We start from the raw sequence: 16,288 nt of genomic DNA, 5'->3' as shown, positions 1-16,288 counted from the left end.
CTCAGGCTTTGTCGGTCAGGTTCTTGCCAATCATGCGCACCAGCACAATCGCCGCGATGTTGGCGATCACCACCGCAATCAGACCACCGGCCGAGGCCATGCCCACATCGAACTGCACCAGTGCCTGGTTGTAGATCAGATAGGCGAGGTTGGTCGAAGCGAACCCAGGTCCGCCATTTGTCGTGGTGAAGATTTCTGCAAATACCGACAGCAGGAAAATCGTCTCGATCATCACCACCACCGCGATGGGCCTGGCCAAATGTGGCAGGGTCAAATGCCAGAAGATGGCCAGGGCACCCGCCCCATCCAATCGAGCGGCCTCTTTCTGCTCTTGATCGAGCGACTGCATGGCTGTCATCAGCAACAAGATCGCAAAAGGCAGCCACTGCCAGGAAACGATGACGATGATCGAGAAGAGTGGGTAATGAGCTAGCCAATCGACGGGCTGTGCCCCGAAGAACTTCCATACCGCCGCGAGGATCCCGGAGACAGGGTGGAAGATCAGGTTCTTGAAGATCAGCGAACCCACGGTCGGCATGATAAAAAACGGCGAAATGAGCAGCACCCTGACTATGCCGCGTCCAAAGAACTCGCTTGCCTCAAGCAAGGCTGCAATCAAGACACCAAAAATCACGCTGATCAGCAGCACGCTGCCCACCAATATCAACGTGTTAAGCGCTCCGGGAAGAAAACCCGAATCTGTCACGAAATAGGCAAAGTTCTCCAGGCCAACGAACTCGTTTTCCCCTGGATTGAGCAGGTTGTACCGGATCACCGAAAAATAAACGGTCATGGCCAGCGGCACGATCATCCAGAGCAACAAAAGTGCAACCGATGGCGACACCAGAAACCATCCTGGATTGATCAAACGGCGTGCGCGTGATGGCGCCGAGGCCGCAAGCTGGGCTCGAATAATGGACGTGTTCATGATTATTTACCTGTGCGGCTGTGACCGCCGGCGCTAAGCCGGCGGAGGTAAGGGGCTATTTATTTTTTGGGATAGCCCGCACGCTTCATCTCGCGCTCGGTTGTGGACTGGGCAGAAGCCAGCGCTTGCTCAACCGACATTTGTCCTGTCAACGCTGCGGAGAAAAGCTTGCCTACCGATGTACCGATCGACTGAAACTCGGGGATCACCACGTATTGAATGCCCACGTACGGAACAGGTTTGGCTGAAGGCTGCGACGGGTCAGCGTGCTTCATCATTTGCAACGTTACCTGAGCAAACGGCGCGGCCTTGAGGTAAGCGTCACTGTAGGTCGAGATGCGTGTACCGGGTGGCACGTTCGTGATGCCATCCTTATCGGTAACTAGCTGGATGTACTCTTTGGAGGTGGCCCAGGTGACGAACGATTTGGCGGCCTCTTTGTGCTTGGAGGTGGCAGGAATTGCCAATGACCAGGCGTACAACCACGAGGACCCCTTGTCGGTAACCTCAATAGGCGCAGGAGCGAAACCTACGCTGTCCACCACCCGGCTCTGCTCCTTATCGGTGGTGAAAGATCCAGCCACGCTTGCATCAACCCAAATCGCGCATTTTCCACTGTTGAAAAGGGCCAGTGTTTCGTTGAACCCGTTACTGGATACTCCGGGAGGGCCATATTTCTTCAGGGTATCAACATAAAACGTCGCTGCTGCCTTCCACTCAGGACCATTGAGTTCAGGCTGCCATTTCTCATCGAACCAGCGCGCCCCGAAGGCGTTGGCCATCGTGGTAAGCAAGGCCATGTTTTCGCCCCAGCCAGCTTTGCCACGCAAGCACATGCCATATTGATCCTTCGAAGGATCATTGAGCTTGGCAGCGAACTCGCCCAGTTGCGACCAGGTCGGCTGCCCCGGCATCGTCAGCCCTGCAGCCTTGAACAGGTCGGTGCGGTAGTACGTGATGGTGCTTTCGCCGTAGAACGGCAGTGCGTAGAGCGTATCGTTAACAGAAAGGCCCTGACGCACGGCAGGAAAGATATCGTCGACGTCGTAGCCGGCCGGGAGGTCCTTCATCGGCTCTAGCCAGTTCTTGGCACCCCACATCGGGGTCTCGTAGGTGCCAATCGTCAACACGTCGAACTGACCACCTTGAGTGGCAATGTCAGTGGTCAGACGCTGACGCAGAACGTTCTCTTCGAGCACGACCCAGTTCAGTTTGATGTCGGGATGCTGCTGCTCGAAGATCTTGGATAGCCGTTGCATTCGGATCATGTCACCGTTGTTGACCGTCGCGATGGTCAGCGTCTCAGCGGCATGGCTGGCAAGGGCGAATGACAGACCAGTAGAAAGAATTAGCGCATTCGTAATCTTCATGGGGCTCTCCACTCCAAGCCAGATGACCGGAGCTATTATTGTTGTTGTTCACCACTTGTGAGCAAAACAAGACCGCATTGCAGTGGTGGGCGAATTGATTAGATCACCTACCCGCCCCGCCCTCAAACGAATCGCGGACGCCGAACTGATACTTTTTTGATCGCGATAACCGGCAGCCACAAGGGTTAAAAAAGTATCAACCAGCTGCAATAGTTGGGCTAGCAGTCCCGGACGAATTCGGCGTATGGTTGGCGCATTCGATCCACCGTATAACTATAAAAAGGGGCACGAGATGCCTGACAACCGCGCTGCTTTGTTCGAGCACCGACCAGCCGACCTTGAAGTCATCCTTCCTGAACCCGATCAGAGCTTTCGATGGTACGAGCACGACTATCCATACGCCCTCGCCCGCTGGAACCACCATCCGGAATATGAAATCCACCTGATTCGACAAGGAAGTGGCAAGCTTTTGGCTGGGGATTACATCGGGCCCTTCACCGCAGGACATGTCGCACTGATTGGCCCAGGTCTTCCCCATGATTGGATGGGAGATATCGCGCCGGGAGAACAGCTCGTAGGCCGCGACGTGGTGCTGCAGTTTGACGGCGCTGCCCTGCTCGACCTCCAAGGTTCATTGCCTGAGCTATCGGAGCTGAAAACGCTGTTTGAGCTGGCACAACGTGGGATCGAATTTACTGGGGGGACGGCCGTCGAGGCCGCTTTGCTGCTTGAGAGAATCGGCGAGGCGACGGGGCTTCAGCGCCTGATCATGTTCCTGCAATTGATAGACACCCTCGCAAGGGCGCCAAAGCGCGAAATTCGGGTATTGGCCAGCGCCTGCTACTCGCCTTCGTTGAACGAGCGCAGCTCGGAGCGAATAAATCAGGCATTCGACTACCTGATCAATGAGCTCACATCCGACATCCGGCTATCTGTCATCGCCGAGCGAGTTGGGATGAGCGAGGCCGGTTTTTCACGCTTTTTCAAACGAATCACTGGCCACGGATTCATGGACCTGATGCGCAAGCTGCGCATCCAGCGTGCATGTCGGCTACTCGTCCAGACACAGCTCTCGGTCGCCGAAATCTGCTTCGAGGTTGGCTATGAAAACGTCTCCAATTTCAATCGCCACTTCCGTCATGAAATGCATCAGACCCCGAGCGACTACCGGCGTACTACTGCCGTGAAGCTCTTCAACCGAGACAGTCTTCACCCATCGCTACCGATCACGCAGGTGCGGTGAGACCGCGCCTATTGATGTGACGCACGATAGTGTCCCCAGCCCGATACAAGAGAGAATGAATATGCAATTGCCGAGCGTTGTTGTGTTTGGTGAAGCACTGACCGACGTGGTTCAACACTCGCCCGGACGGTGGCAGGGCTATCCAGGTGGCGCGCCCTGGAACGTGGCCCGCGCAATGAGCCGCCTCGGCGTGCCCACTGCATTCGCCGGCTCGATCAGTACCGACTCATTGGGCGATGAGCTCGCACAGCAATCGAGGGCTGCCGGTCTGGACATGAGATTCCTCCAGAGAGTTGACGCTGACCCTCTGGTAGCGATCGTGCCCTCCAGCCACCCTCCCCGGTATTTCTTTGCGGGCGAGGCCGATCTACTTTTTGATGTGGACCAACTCCCGGCAGGTTGGTTGGATGCGGTTCGACTCTGTCACTTCAGCTGTATCAGCCTTGCCCGTCAGCCATTGGGGGACAGGCTTGTTGAGGTGGCCAGGAGGGTGAAGGAAGAAGACAAGCTGATTAGCTATGACCCGAACTGGCGCAACCTGATGGACACCCGCTACCGCGAGCTGACTTTCCCGGCCATGGTGGAGCTTGCAGACATCATCAAGCTCTCGGATGAGGATCTTCGTCAGATATACCCTGGATTGAACGAAGAACAGGCCCTTCGAGAATTGCGGACAATGAATACTCGTGCCCAGATTCTTTTCACCCGTGGAGCGAAAGGCATGGTGTTGTATGACACCGACCTAAAGTTTGAACAGCCCGCGATCGCCGTTGAGGTCGCGGATACAGTGGGTGCCGGAGATTCGAGTATGGCCGGCTGGCTCGCCTCGACGCTTCTAGGCATCCAAGAGCCGCGTGCACGATTGGAGTTCTCCGCGGCTTGTGCGTCGGTGTCTTGCTCACATGCAGGGGCTTACGCGCCTAGTCGTGAAGAAGTGAACAACTTGCTGTCATACCGCATGCAACATTGACGCTGAAATTCGCATTGAACACAGCCATCTTGTCAGGTGACGGGGCTCAAGGCGCAGTGGATAGAGTACACATGCGGGTTGAGCCAGATGGACCAGTCCACCACTAGCCAGTTGAACCCGCACCAGTGTTCGTGGCCCAGGAGCAACAAACGCTCCCCCACCAGTTATTACAAGTTTTTGATCTGGCGCCCGGCAAGTCGGGCCTGCTCCATCTGCGGAAACCCCGAAGGTGAAAAGCAGCGTGCCGCCCCCAACCGCCAAACTGTTCTCTTCATCCGTCAAATCTCTTTGCTTACTTCGTCTGTCGGCGTCCCGAGCCGTCTTTCGTTCAAAGCTGAGGTCGTCAAGAATGAATACTCGTAAGTTATCAGCTGAGTAAAACTGGCATACGTCGCAGCGATTGAGACCAGAAATGAGACCTTTCAACCTCACCGACGACGCAATGATGATATTGACGCCCAGCCATCAATTCAGCTCATGGTTATATGCAGTCACGCAGCTAGCTCTTCGTCATCCCTGTCGTAAAATCATGCCACGGTTGCGCGGTCCCCTGCCTTATCGTCAATAGGTTCCACGCCCGTCCTGATAGAAGTCATAAGGCTTCTTTTGAATGACCTGAAGCTCCCATAGGCGCGCATACCCCGGCCACTGCCATGACCGCACCAGACCAGAATGAGGATCCCAACTCATACCCTCTGGAATTTTCTGCCGCAACAAATGGAGCCCCATTGATGCCCGATCCGATCAAGCTTGAATTTTCCGAAAAGTACGACGATAAGCACGCGCAGAGTTATTTACTCAAGCATCAGGACAATCTGGCCCGCCGTTTATCCCACAAACGCGACGAGCAATTGGCGCGTAGTGCGTTGGTCGCCGCTGGCGAGCCTGGCTTGGTGCTGGACTTGCCGTGCGGGGCCGGGCGTTTCTGGCCGTTACTGGCGCAAAAGCCTGGTCGCGTGATCATCGGCGCAGACAATTCTGAGTCGATGTTGAAGGTCGCAACCATCGCCCAACCGGCGGAGGTGGTGAAACGGGTTCGCCCGTTGCAGACCTCTGCCTTTGCTATCGATTTACCGGACAACGCGGTCGACAACATATTCTGCATGCGCTTGATGCACCACATCGGCGCCCCGGAGCACAGACTCGCGATTCTGCGTGAGTTTCAACGCGTTACTCGCGACAGCGTAATTATCTCACTATGGGTGGACGGCAACTTCAAGGCTTGGAAACGCAAGCGTACCGAAGTGCGTCGTCGCAACAAAGGAGAACAGGACGGTTACCAAAATCGGTTCGTGTTGCCGGCTACTACTGTCGAGGCAGAGTTTGAACAGGCCGGTTTCCGTGTTCAGAAATCCCTGGACTTCATACCGCTCTACGCCATGTGGCGAGTTTATGTATTACGCAAAAAATAACAAAATGGCCATCAGCCACTTATCCAAGCTTTATGGAATTGATAGTTCATGCCCCCTCGAATCATATGCCACATGATCAGCTCGGTGGACGGGCGCCTCGTGTCTTCTCGTTGGACATCTCTACCCAATGGGGACAGTGAGCAAACGATTAGAAATCATTACGAGCGAATTGCCGCCCGCCTAGGCGGCGACGGTTTCATCATAGGCCGAAAGACCATGGAAGCATTTGATGGTATTTCTTCAAAACCACCGTTTGTAGGGGAACACAGCGGTGGTCTGCGGGACCACAACATAGCGCATGAACCAGGGGACCCGGTTGCGATCGTGATTGACCCCTCCGGGAAGCTGCACTACCAGACGAATACCATTGATGGCGGGCATCGGATTATCTCCATTCTCGGCGACTCGGTATCGGATGCCTATTTGCAGGCGTTGCGAAACCAGGGCATTTCCTATCTCTTCGCAGGCCCTCATTGTGAAAACCTTAAGCAAGCGTTAGCGATGCTAGGCGCCCAGTTTGGATTGAAGACCCTGCTACTCGAAGGTGGCGGCGTGATCAATGGGACCTTTTTGAAGGCCGGTCTGATCGATGAGATCAGCCTTTTGATTTACCCAGGAATAGATGGTTTGAGCGGGGTACCAAGCATATTTGAATATCACGGCCAGTCGGATGAACGCCCTGCGTCCGGCCAGTCCCTGCGCCATATCAGTACGCAAACGATTGAGGATGGTTTCATCTGGGCCAGGTACCTCGTTGCGAAGATGTCACCGCACACATGACACTCGCAACAACGGCAAACCTCTAACGGCGGGAGCCCTCGCGTCAGGCTCTAGTCGCGCAAGTGCTTACGCTTCCAGTATTTAAGACGCTCGCTCCTGCATATAGGGCCGGGTCACCTGAGTGAGCCAGTTCAGCACTGCTTCCACGCGCGGAGCAACGTGCCTACGATGAGGGAGAAGCAACGAAGCCTGTATCGGGGGCGGCCTGAACTCTGGCAGTACCTCAACCAGCTCCCCGCTATCGATCAGGCGCTGGCTTGCCGGTACGGACACTTGCATGATGCCCAACCCGTTTCTGCAGGCCGCCAGCAGGAGTGAGCCACTGTTTATGGCGAGTGCACTGACCATGGGTACTGACTGCACCTCGCCATCTACCGCATAGCGCCAAGCAGCCTCTTCACTACGCAAGTTATTTGCGTAGTGAATAACACGATGACCAGCGAGGTCAGCGAGTGAACTCGGCACACCATACTGTCGCAAGTACGCTGGACTGGCTAAATTGCAGGCCTTCATTGTGCCTAATTTTCGTGCGACCAGATCCGAATCCGGCAGCGGGCCTATCCTGATCAAGCAATCAACACCCTCCTGTATCATGTCCACCCGACGGTCGTTGATACTGATTCTGAGATCAAGCAGCGGATGCGCGGACAGCAATTCCCGCAAATGCGGCATTACCAGCTCCTGCCCAAATAAGCTCGGCATATCGAGACGCACCCTACCTTGCAAAGCTCCGGCAGCAGGCCGAAACATCCCCTGCAAATGATCTGACTCCCTCAGCAGTTCTCTGCAGCGCTCGAAAAACAGCTCGCCATCAGGCGTCAACCGAACGCTGCGGGTGTTGCGTTGCAATAGCCGGCTACCCACATCGGCTTCCAGCGTCCGCACAATGGCAGAAGCCCGGCTCTTGGCAACACCGAGCTGCTCGGCCGCTTTAGTAAAACTGCCCAATTGGGCAACGCGGCAAAAAACCCGTAGATCATTCAACTCCATCGTCGATTGTTCTCTATAGATGAACAGAGGGTTAATTTTTCCCGACTTTATTCGCGTTCTTCAGAACCGTAAAGTCTGACCTCCGAATCTTTTCCGAGAACTGTATGACGATGACTAAAAAATCAGATCGCATTGCCCTTATTACTGGTGCCAGCCGAGGAATTGGACGGAGTAATGCCTTGAAACTCGCCGAAAATGGCGTCGATGTGATCATTACCTATCTGAGTAGTGCAGACGCAGCTGCGGCAGTTGTAAGCGAAATCGAAGCCTTGGGTCGTCGCGCCGTAGCCTTGCACCTTGATGTCGGCAATGCAGGTACGTTTGCTAAATTCGCAAACGATGTGAAAACCACGCTGCAGCAAAAGTGGCAGCGCGATCGATTCGACTACCTGATCAACAACGCAGGTGGTGGTACATACGCGACGGTTGCCGACACCACCGAGCAAGAGTTCGACCTCATGATCAACACTCATCTCAAAGGCACGTTCTTTTTGACCCAAAAATTGCTTCCGCTGATAGAGGATGGCGGACGCATTCTTAACACCTCGTCAGGTTTGACCCGCTTCACAGTGAGCGGCTACGCCGCCTACGCCGCAGCGAAAGCCGGCGTCGACGTGCTGACGCGCTATATGGCCATAGAGTTAGGTTCGCGGAGGATCAGCGTTAACGCTATCGCGCCGGGCGCGACGGAAACAGACTTCGGCGGAGGCGCTCTGCGCGATGACTCGGCCCTGAACGCGCAATTTGCTGGCATGACCGCACTGGGTCGTAATGCGCGCCCGGATGACATCGGTTCTGTAGTCGCCGCATTGCTTGGCGAAGGTACCGGCTGGATTACCGGGCAACGCATAGAGGCGTCGGGGGGCCTGCTCCTCTGAGCCAACGGTAGCGGTAGCGGTAGCGGTGGAGATGGCAGATGCCTGCACTCTCCACTTGCGTGCAGCGTCAACGAATATATTTGTCAGCGGCTGGGCAGACGGTGGCTTACAGCGATGGTAGCTTAGTGAATACACCGCGCGTCTGCTCGTAGGCCTGCACAACAGGTAATGCCAACGCATACTTGTCGCGCATTATTGCTACAGAGGATCTGCGGCCCTATACATTCCCAATTTATCATTTTCGTGCATAGCAGTATTCTGTCTCACCAACTTTTAACAAGAATCCTGCCCAGATATTATCTCCGCGCGAAGCCACAACCTCATAAAACCAGGTTGCGCAACATTTATTCACGAACAACTAATGATCAAAAAGACCCGTTTGGACGCATTCAGAATGTGAGATCGTTACATAAGAGCCTCGCAATTAGGCTTCTCAGCCACTGTCTTCCATTCCTGAAAATCTCACCGTGGTTCTGGATCATAGGGCTATCCAACAAATGGAAGTTAATAATAGCTAAAGCTCTTCGTTAGATCTCCCTAGACCATCATAAGGACGGAGCTTATCAAGGGACCGATCTGAACCAAGAGACAGGCACCGCAAGGAAGCAAAGGCCAGTACAGGCGTCTAAGAAGGTACCTAGCGGTTCTGCATCCCGGATGAGGCCGCTAGCATGTACACAGCTCACAGTTTCAATCCATGGGAAAAATCGTTTTACCGGCCGATTGATGCTGCCATACGCTGGTGTGGGCTGATGGATCACGAGGCTCAAATTCTAGACAGCGCCTGGGATTGTCCAGGTTTGCTGTCAAAGCAATTTCCACAATGGCCATGTCTGCATATCAATGTAGGGAAAATTCTCGATGCCATACGAAACAACGAGATCCCTTATGGTTATTTCGGTGTGACGACTCGGCCAGACAGCCCTATCGACTGCAGACTCGTAACTGTCAGGCATACGGATCTCAAATATTGGATGATTCACTATTATCCAGACCAACGCCCCGCTTTTCTATTTGGAAGAAAGCCGCCTGATGATTCAAAAATAAGTATTGATACCTACTTGACGCTGCGAGCTGATCGAGACGCCCTCGAAGTCAAGCTTAGGGCGATAGAGCTCGCTCATGCGGCCCTCCTGGAGGAGCTCAAGGCGATAGGCTTAGAAAGGGAGCGCTTACACGATCTAGTCGAGACGCAAGGCGAGCTGAATGACCGTAGCGAGGCTGGATATTTATGCGCCATCGGAGCTTTAATCGAAACCCTTCTTGGGTCCTCACCAGGAGGAGTACCTAACTCTGTCTTCAAGTCGCAAGCCGCTATAGTTGACTCAATCACTGCGCACTTTGAAGGTGTTCCAGGATTGAGCAAGCGCTCCCTGGATAAAAAATTTGCTGCGGCAAGACGTAGCCTTTCTCGGAATTGAAGCATTGCATTGCAATCTTATCTATTGCAATGCAATGACACTCTCCCATCAGTGCTATTCAATTCAGGTCACTTCCCACTATGCGCCAACCCGCGCCAGGAGTGACCACTATGCCCAGCCAACCTTTCCCCATAGCTGAAGCGCCTCAATCCATTAACGAACGTCACATCATGCGGCGTGAAGAGGTGGAGCGGAAAACCGGGTTTAAACGGGCGCACATTTATCACTTGATGAAAGAAGGTAACTTCCCTCAAGCCAAACGCATTGGACTGCGTGCCGTAGGCTGGGACTCACTGGAGATCGAACAGTGGATCACTGAACGTTTGGCGCAGCAGGCCTGATGTCATGCGTGTGGTGTCAGTGGTATCCACCAAAGGTGGAGTAGGAAAAACAACAGTGGCTGCCAATCTTGGCGGTCTGCTAGCGGATGCTGGCCTACGCGTCCTGCTGCTCGATCTGGATAGTCAACCCACTCTCTCGAGCTATTACGCTTTGAACCACGAGGCCCCCGCCGGTGCGTACGAACTCATTGCACTCAATCAAACAGATCCTGAGCAGATAATCTCCATGACCGAGGTCGTCGGTCTCGATCTGATTCTCTCGAACGATGACCAAGGCCGACTGAGTACCTTGCTACTTCACGCCCCGGACGGGCGATTACGGCTGCACAATTTGCTCGACCATTTCCGTACCCGTTATGACCTGCTGTTGATCGACACCCAAGGCGCACGTAGCGTGCTACTGGAGATGGCCGTCCTGGCATCCGATCTCGCCCTTTCTCCCATCACACCGGAAATGCTCGCAGCGCGCGAGCTACGTCGTGGCACCTTGAAGTTGCTCAGCGAACTCGAACCGTTCCGCCACTTGGGCATTTCACCACCCCCCTTGCGATTGCTACTGAACCAAGTGAACGCCCTTCGGATGGACACTCGAATGATCATCTGCGGTCTGCGGAAGACCTTCGCTGGGGCTACCAACATCTTCGTTCTAGACACCGTAGTTCCAGACCGAGTGGCGTATCTCAATGCCGCCTCTCTCGGTCTGCCCGTACACCGAATTGAGACGCGCCGGTCTACCCTGGTGCTGGGCACTACCCGCGTTGGCAAGACCCGGCTCGCCGAGGTTTACATCACTCAAGACATTCATCGCATCGAACATGAGGTGGTCATCGTCTTCGATCCGAAGGGTGATGCCGACCTGCTCAAGCGCATGTACGTCGAAGCCAAACGCGCCGGTCGGGAGAAAGAGTTTTATGTGTTCCATCTGGGTTGGCCAGAGATCTCTGCCCGCTACAACGCCGTAGGACGTTTCGGACGCATCTCGGAAGTGGCGTCACGCATCGCAGGGCAACTCAGTGGTGAAGGTAACTCGGCGGCGTTTCGTGAGTTCGCCTGGCGTTTCGTCAACATCATCGCCCGGGCTCTGATCGAGTTGGGTCGACGTCCAGACTACCTGCAAATCCAACGGCATGTGGTCAACATCGACGCATTGTTCATCGAGTACGCCCAGCAGTTTTTCGCCAAGACCGACCCGAATGCGTGGGAAGTGATCGTCCAGCTTGAAGGCAAACTCACCGAAAAGAACATTCCCCGGCATATGATCGGGCGCGAAAAGCGCGTGGTGGCCATCGAACAGTACCTGGCGGCGAAACGGGTGTTTGATCCGGTAATGGACGGACTGCGTTCAGCGGTACGATATGACCGCACTTATTTCGACAAAATCGTTGCCTCGCTACTGCCGCTGCTGGAGAAACTCACCACCGGCAAGACGGCCCAACTGCTGGCCCCTAACTACACCGACCTAGATGACCCGCGGCCAATCTTCGACTGGATGCAGATTATCCGAAAACGCGGCATCGTCTACGTCGGCCTGGATGCACTGACCGACGCCGAGGTGGCTGCCGCCGTGGGCAATTCCATGTTCGCCGACTTGGTCTCGGTCGCGGGCCACATCTACAAACATGGTATAGACCACGGCCTGCCTCAGTCGGGTAGGAGCAGTGACAAGCTGCCAATCAACCTACACGCCGATGAGTTCAACGAGTTGATGGGAGATGAATTCATTCCGTTGATCAATAAAGGCGGCGGTGCCGGTATCCAGGTAACCGCCTACACCCAGACCCTTAGCGATATCGAAGCACGCATTGGTAACCGCGCCAAGGCCGGCCAGGTCATTGGTAACTTCAACACCCTGCAGATGCTGCGGGTGCGCGAAACCGCCACTGCGGAACTGCTCACTCAACAGTTGCCCAAGGTTAATGTGCTGACCAAGACCCTGGTGTCGGGTGCCACCGACACCTCCGATCCGGGGGCCAACACAGACTTCACCTCCTCCTCACAGGACCGTGTCAGCAGCACCAGTGTGCCGCTGATCGAGCCTGCTCACATCGTCAGCTTGCCCAAGGGGCAAATGTTTTCTTTCCAGGCCGGTGGGCAGCTCTGGAAAGTCCGCATGCCCTTACCAAAACCCTCCAACGACGACGCCATGCCCAAGGACCTGCAGGAGCTTACCCAGCGGATGCGGGCCACCTACAACGAGCAAGCGGGGCAATGGTGGAGCGCAAGCGGTGGCGGCCCAACAACCAACTTCGATCTGGATCAGGTGGGGTAGCCAGCCTCGCTCCAGGTTTTGATTCATCGGAAAACGATCCAGAAAACATCGTTACGACATTAGCCCTGCAACGCATTGGAGTGAGCGATGACGACTTCCGCACCTAACACGCCGCCACAACCGATCCAGCACCCAGGATTAATCGTCTCGCTGATTGGCTTAGTTCTACGCATCATCGGTTTGCTGATCGCCTCGTTGCTATTCTCTATCCTCATCGAGTTCGCCGGTCTGCTGTTGTTCTGGAGCGACCAAGGTTGGCGACACAGCCAAGCCATGTTGAATAGCGAACTGGAATGGCTCAACGAGCACTTCAAAGCTTCACTCATCCTCCAACAACCCGGACCAACGATTGTCCAGTGGCTGGATTTCCTCAATCAGTGGCTGCTAGTCAAGACTGGCTTTGCGGATTTTGCCCGGCAAGCGCGGGTGTCAAGCCAGGGCAACGGCTTCTGGAGTTGGACCAATCAGCTCTACGTGAACATCGAAGATTTCGTGCTGGCTGCAGTGTATGTGACCTTTACCTTCGTGGTGCGCCTGACCATTCTGGTCCTGGCCACACCATTATTTTTGTTGGCGTCGTTCACCGGTTTTGTCGATGGCTTGATGCGCCGCGACCTACGCAAATTTGGAGCTGGGCGAGAAAGCAGTTTTGTCTATCACCGCGCTAAACGAGCAGTGATACCACTGCTGATCGCGCCTTGGGTCATTTACCTGTCCCTGCCCTTTCCACTCAATCCCATAGCTATTCTTTTGCCTTGCGCGGTAGTACTTGGAACGGCAGTAGCGATCACTGCGACGACGTTCAAAAAATATCTCTAGACGCTTAGCGAAGCTATTTTCCCATTAGCCCTACGCTTTCAACTCAAGCTGCCGAAACAAATTATATTTACAGCGGACGACTCAAAAACCAACGGAAGCAGGGCAGTAGATGAACGCACAGTCAAACGCTTCAGAAGAAGCGATCAGGGCACAAAACACTGAAGCACAAAATCAAAGTTCGATAGGTTACATTCAGGTTTTCTTGGGAATTCTGAATGATGGCAAGTGGTGGTTGGCTCCCATGGCTAGCCTAATTTCGATCTTACTTCTGTCGAAGTATTTATGGGTCATCGGTCATCCAGAATTGATTCTGAGCTCCATTGGAAGCCCCTCGAATCTGCTAGTTTGGCTGATCTTTACGGTACTTGGTTTTCTATTACTGCTAGTAACCTTCTCAGTACCGTCGCTGTCATTCATGCTTTGCATGGGCTTGGTTGAACCTGGACGCGACTTAGAACCGGTGCTTGCCAAACGCTTGAGCTGGGTGATCGCATTGGGCTTCGGAATAATGGCGTTGAATCTTCTGGCCTCCACGTTTGATCTTGAGCTGACACCATGGTTGACGTTCGCGCTGGTGACGGTCATATCAATGTTGGCGGCGAAGGTATTGCTGTCTACGCACAAGGAGCTCGCCGACGCGGCATTTGAGGTACCTCAAGGTCAAAAAAAGCCGGTCCACCATAAAGCTCATCGATACCTACGAATGACGCTATTGGGCTTCCTGCTTGCGTTTACTGCAATGAGCGGAGTTCTACCTGCGCAAATCGCGCTTCTGGCTTGGCGAGGAGCTGAAAATGGCTGGGAGGCGCGAGCAGCCATTGGAGCCTGTCTACTCGTAATGATGATCTATCTAGTCCCAGTAATTTTGTTCTACTCGTTTAAGGGGAGTCTGGTACAACGCGCAGGCAAAGCATCTCTTGCGATGTTAGGGGCTATTTTTCTCAATGCCATGCTAATGCCCGCGATTTTCGATATCTGGGTATATTCAGCCGCCAACCTGCTTAAACTTCGTGACAAATCGACCTCTCGGCTATGTGTTGGATGCAAAGGACTATCCTAAAGCCCTATTTGAGTCCGCGCCCTGGGAGCGTCAGTCGTTCGAGGGCACAGAGGGTCTCTACAGCGTGAGCGCCTTTCGCCAATTCCGTTTTGGCGACGTTCTACTTCTATGTCCGGGACGTTACGCCGGACTTTCACTCAAGCTCCTTGACGCTTTTTCCGATCGTTGCATCGCAGTGTCAGATGCAAAGGTGAAAGCGGCCGCGAAGCGCACGCCGGTAGCAACACGCCCACTTCCAGAGCCATTTTGTCTACTGGCGGCACGTGTACCTACCAGGATTCCGTTGCCGATAGGAGATTCCGCGCATTGTATCTATAGGACTATTTTCTAACACCCAGGTGCTTCCTCTGCATATCCGAGCAGCCTGTCAGAGTGCACTGCTCGGATGTGACCTGGGGGTAATGTTGGTTGCGATAATCGATCACGTTCAAATTGCAGGTCTATACGCCCACGGCCGAATCAATGATGCTTGCTAGCCACTCGGGCTATCATGAACAAAAAAGCTCTGCGACGCTTACGCGTTTGACGAGCCCCGCCGTGCCGTTAAATTTTTCCCCGATCATCGGAGGTCAACAAACCCAGGGTGATTTACTACTTCTGCCTTGATTACAGAATTGCTGCATTCGCTTTCGCATCATGCTCGGCGAGCAACATATCGAAGCGCATTGGAAGTGAAATCTCCTAGCCCTCCAGCGCTTTCCACCAAAGCTGCAGGGATAGATACTGCAAGTAAACATCCTCAGTACTTCCCTTCAAAAAGCGATCCATCACACCTCATATTTCCTGCTGAATAAATCGATCTCAGACTTGATTCTGCCCTCAGATCCATATGGGGCAGCATCATGCCAACTACTACCGTCTTTCGCTGCTTACTACTCTCGTTGGCTATCGTCGATGACAGCAGCTATGCCACATCTGGTCATGAGCAGGATCAGCTCAGCCAAGTCCAGCAGCAACTCGACATAATCGAACGCGTTGCAACGAAAGCTAAGGCAGTCAGCATGCCTCAACCCGACGATCGCTATCGCTTCGACTATCCCCGCCTGTCTCAGGACATCCAACGTATTCGCCAAGGCCTGCTGGACTATCTGTCCCCCTCTCGCGCTCAACCCCGTGACCCCAGTGAACTGGTCGGTGATTACCGCCTCGACACTCCGTCTGCCGAGCCCTCGCCATGAGCATGACCGATTCCCAGACCGCGGCCTTCCAAAACGCCGCCGGTTTCTCACCGCAGAGCAGTTCCACGCTCTGGTTGTCCCTGGTTCTCGTCCTGGCTTTGCTGTGGTGTGCCTGGGTGATGTGGACGGCTTACCGGGGGTGGACATCCGGCAGTGTTCGCTTCGGAGCCTTCGGCGGCAGTGCTGCGCGCGTGCTGCTCACCTTGCTGGTCCTGATGTTCTTCACCCTGTCCTAACACCGGAGATCACCGTCATGCTCAAGTGCCTTATCCCCCTGAAAAACAACCTGCGTGATCGTGCCAGTCAGCGCTTGATCGGTCTGCTGCTAGTTCTCGGTCCAAGTTTGGCTTTTGCTGAACTCCCGACCATGGAAGCCCCTTCACGTGGTGAAGGTTCCGGGTTGATCGAGACGATCAAAAACTACGCCTACGACGGCGGCATCCTGCTCGGTCTACTGATCGCCTTGCTCGCCTTTCTTGGCGTGGCTTGGCACTCGTTGACCGTCTATGCCGACGTACAGAATCAGCGCAAGACCTGGAAGGATTTGGGTGCTGTGGTGGGCATCGGTGCCCTGCTGGTGGTGATCATTATCTGGTTTTTGACCAAGGCTGCCGCGATTCTGTGAGGTT

General features: G+C 54.4%; 16 protein-coding genes. 13 read left to right on the top strand and 3 right to left on the bottom strand.

Annotated features, from left to right (window positions below):
* Nucleotide 1: 1 nt before the first annotated feature.
* Together AC1RL4_RS00520 and AC1RL4_RS00515 are read right to left on the bottom strand one after the other, a co-directional pair.
* On the bottom strand, nt 2–928 hold the full coding sequence (locus AC1RL4_RS00520) for a carbohydrate ABC transporter permease (RefSeq protein ID WP_013692785.1): 927 nt from the start codon (nt 926–928) through the stop codon (nt 2–4).
* Between the two features lie 59 nt (nt 929–987).
* On the bottom strand, nt 988–2,298 hold the full coding sequence (locus AC1RL4_RS00515; RefSeq protein WP_304576041.1) for an ABC transporter substrate-binding protein: 1,311 nt from the start codon (nt 2,296–2,298) through the stop codon (nt 988–990).
* A gap of 292 nt (nt 2,299–2,590) precedes the next feature.
* Here AC1RL4_RS00515 and AC1RL4_RS00510 point away from each other — a divergent pair, with 292 nt between their 5' ends.
* The 4 genes from AC1RL4_RS00510 (at nt 2,591) to AC1RL4_RS00495 (ending at nt 6,703) form a co-directional block, all read left to right on the top strand.
* The gene (locus AC1RL4_RS00510; RefSeq protein ID WP_304576040.1) at nt 2,591–3,541 is read left to right on the top strand and encodes an AraC family transcriptional regulator; all 951 of its coding nucleotides are present in this window, start codon (nt 2,591–2,593) and stop codon (nt 3,539–3,541) included.
* Between the two features lie 61 nt (nt 3,542–3,602).
* Nucleotides 3,603–4,511 carry a carbohydrate kinase family protein gene (locus AC1RL4_RS00505; RefSeq protein ID WP_304576039.1) on the top strand — a complete coding sequence of 303 codons (909 nt, stop codon included), beginning with the start codon at nt 3,603–3,605 and terminating at the stop codon, nt 4,509–4,511.
* Nucleotides 4,512–5,242: 731 nt separating this feature from the next.
* Nucleotides 5,243–5,923 (top strand): class I SAM-dependent methyltransferase, encoded by a 681-nt coding sequence (locus AC1RL4_RS00500; protein ID WP_048392867.1) that lies wholly within the window; start codon nt 5,243–5,245, stop codon nt 5,921–5,923.
* 48 nt (nt 5,924–5,971) lie between these two features.
* Nucleotides 5,972–6,703 carry a RibD family protein gene (locus tag AC1RL4_RS00495; protein WP_095973849.1) on the top strand — a complete coding sequence of 244 codons (732 nt, stop codon included), beginning with the start codon at nt 5,972–5,974 and terminating at the stop codon, nt 6,701–6,703.
* Nucleotides 6,704–6,784: 81 nt separating this feature from the next.
* On the opposite strand, the gene AC1RL4_RS00490 is transcribed toward AC1RL4_RS00495, so the two are convergent.
* Nucleotides 6,785–7,693, bottom strand: a complete 909-nt coding sequence (locus tag AC1RL4_RS00490; RefSeq protein WP_048392865.1) for a LysR family transcriptional regulator — start codon at nt 7,691–7,693, stop codon at nt 6,785–6,787.
* Nucleotides 7,694–7,803: 110 nt separating this feature from the next.
* On the opposite strand from AC1RL4_RS00490, the gene AC1RL4_RS00485 reads away from it, so the two are divergent.
* The 9 genes from AC1RL4_RS00485 (at nt 7,804) to AC1RL4_RS00445 (ending at nt 16,284) form a co-directional block, all read left to right on the top strand.
* Complete coding sequence (locus AC1RL4_RS00485) at nt 7,804–8,571, top strand: SDR family NAD(P)-dependent oxidoreductase (RefSeq protein WP_095973926.1); 768 nt, start codon at nt 7,804–7,806, stop codon at nt 8,569–8,571.
* A gap of 671 nt (nt 8,572–9,242) precedes the next feature.
* Nucleotides 9,243–9,992: a hypothetical protein gene (locus AC1RL4_RS00480; RefSeq protein WP_095973848.1), complete on the top strand. Its 750-nt coding sequence runs from the start codon at nt 9,243–9,245 to the stop codon at nt 9,990–9,992.
* Between the two features lie 110 nt (nt 9,993–10,102).
* Complete coding sequence (locus AC1RL4_RS00475; RefSeq protein ID WP_048392860.1) at nt 10,103–10,333, top strand: AlpA family transcriptional regulator; 231 nt, start codon at nt 10,103–10,105, stop codon at nt 10,331–10,333.
* Nucleotides 10,334–10,337: 4 nt separating this feature from the next.
* Nucleotides 10,338–12,602 carry a type IV conjugative transfer system coupling protein TraD gene (gene traD, locus AC1RL4_RS00470; protein ID WP_493118871.1) on the top strand — a complete coding sequence of 755 codons (2,265 nt, stop codon included), beginning with the start codon at nt 10,338–10,340 and terminating at the stop codon, nt 12,600–12,602.
* Nucleotides 12,603–12,689: 87 nt separating this feature from the next.
* Complete coding sequence (locus tag AC1RL4_RS00465) at nt 12,690–13,421, top strand: TIGR03747 family integrating conjugative element membrane protein (protein WP_095973833.1); 732 nt, start codon at nt 12,690–12,692, stop codon at nt 13,419–13,421.
* A gap of 109 nt (nt 13,422–13,530) precedes the next feature.
* Nucleotides 13,531–14,481, top strand: coding sequence for a hypothetical protein (locus AC1RL4_RS00460; protein ID WP_493118869.1), 951 nt, complete (start codon nt 13,531–13,533; stop codon nt 14,479–14,481).
* Nucleotides 14,482–15,323: 842 nt separating this feature from the next.
* Complete coding sequence (locus tag AC1RL4_RS00455) at nt 15,324–15,659, top strand: integrative conjugative element protein, RAQPRD family (RefSeq protein WP_095973831.1); 336 nt, start codon at nt 15,324–15,326, stop codon at nt 15,657–15,659.
* Nucleotides 15,656–15,895, top strand: a complete 240-nt coding sequence (locus tag AC1RL4_RS00450; RefSeq protein WP_095973830.1) for a TIGR03758 family integrating conjugative element protein — start codon at nt 15,656–15,658, stop codon at nt 15,893–15,895. Before AC1RL4_RS00455 ends, AC1RL4_RS00450 begins: the two co-directional genes overlap by 4 nt.
* 17 nt (nt 15,896–15,912) lie before the next feature.
* Nucleotides 15,913–16,284 (top strand): TIGR03745 family integrating conjugative element membrane protein, encoded by a 372-nt coding sequence (locus AC1RL4_RS00445; RefSeq protein WP_095973829.1) that lies wholly within the window; start codon nt 15,913–15,915, stop codon nt 16,282–16,284.
* The last annotated feature ends 4 nt before the right edge of the window (nt 16,285–16,288 follow it).

The organism is Pseudomonas sp. GW822-FHT07A10, assembly GCF_058798795.1.
This window is presented reverse-complemented; position numbering and strand designations above follow the sequence as displayed.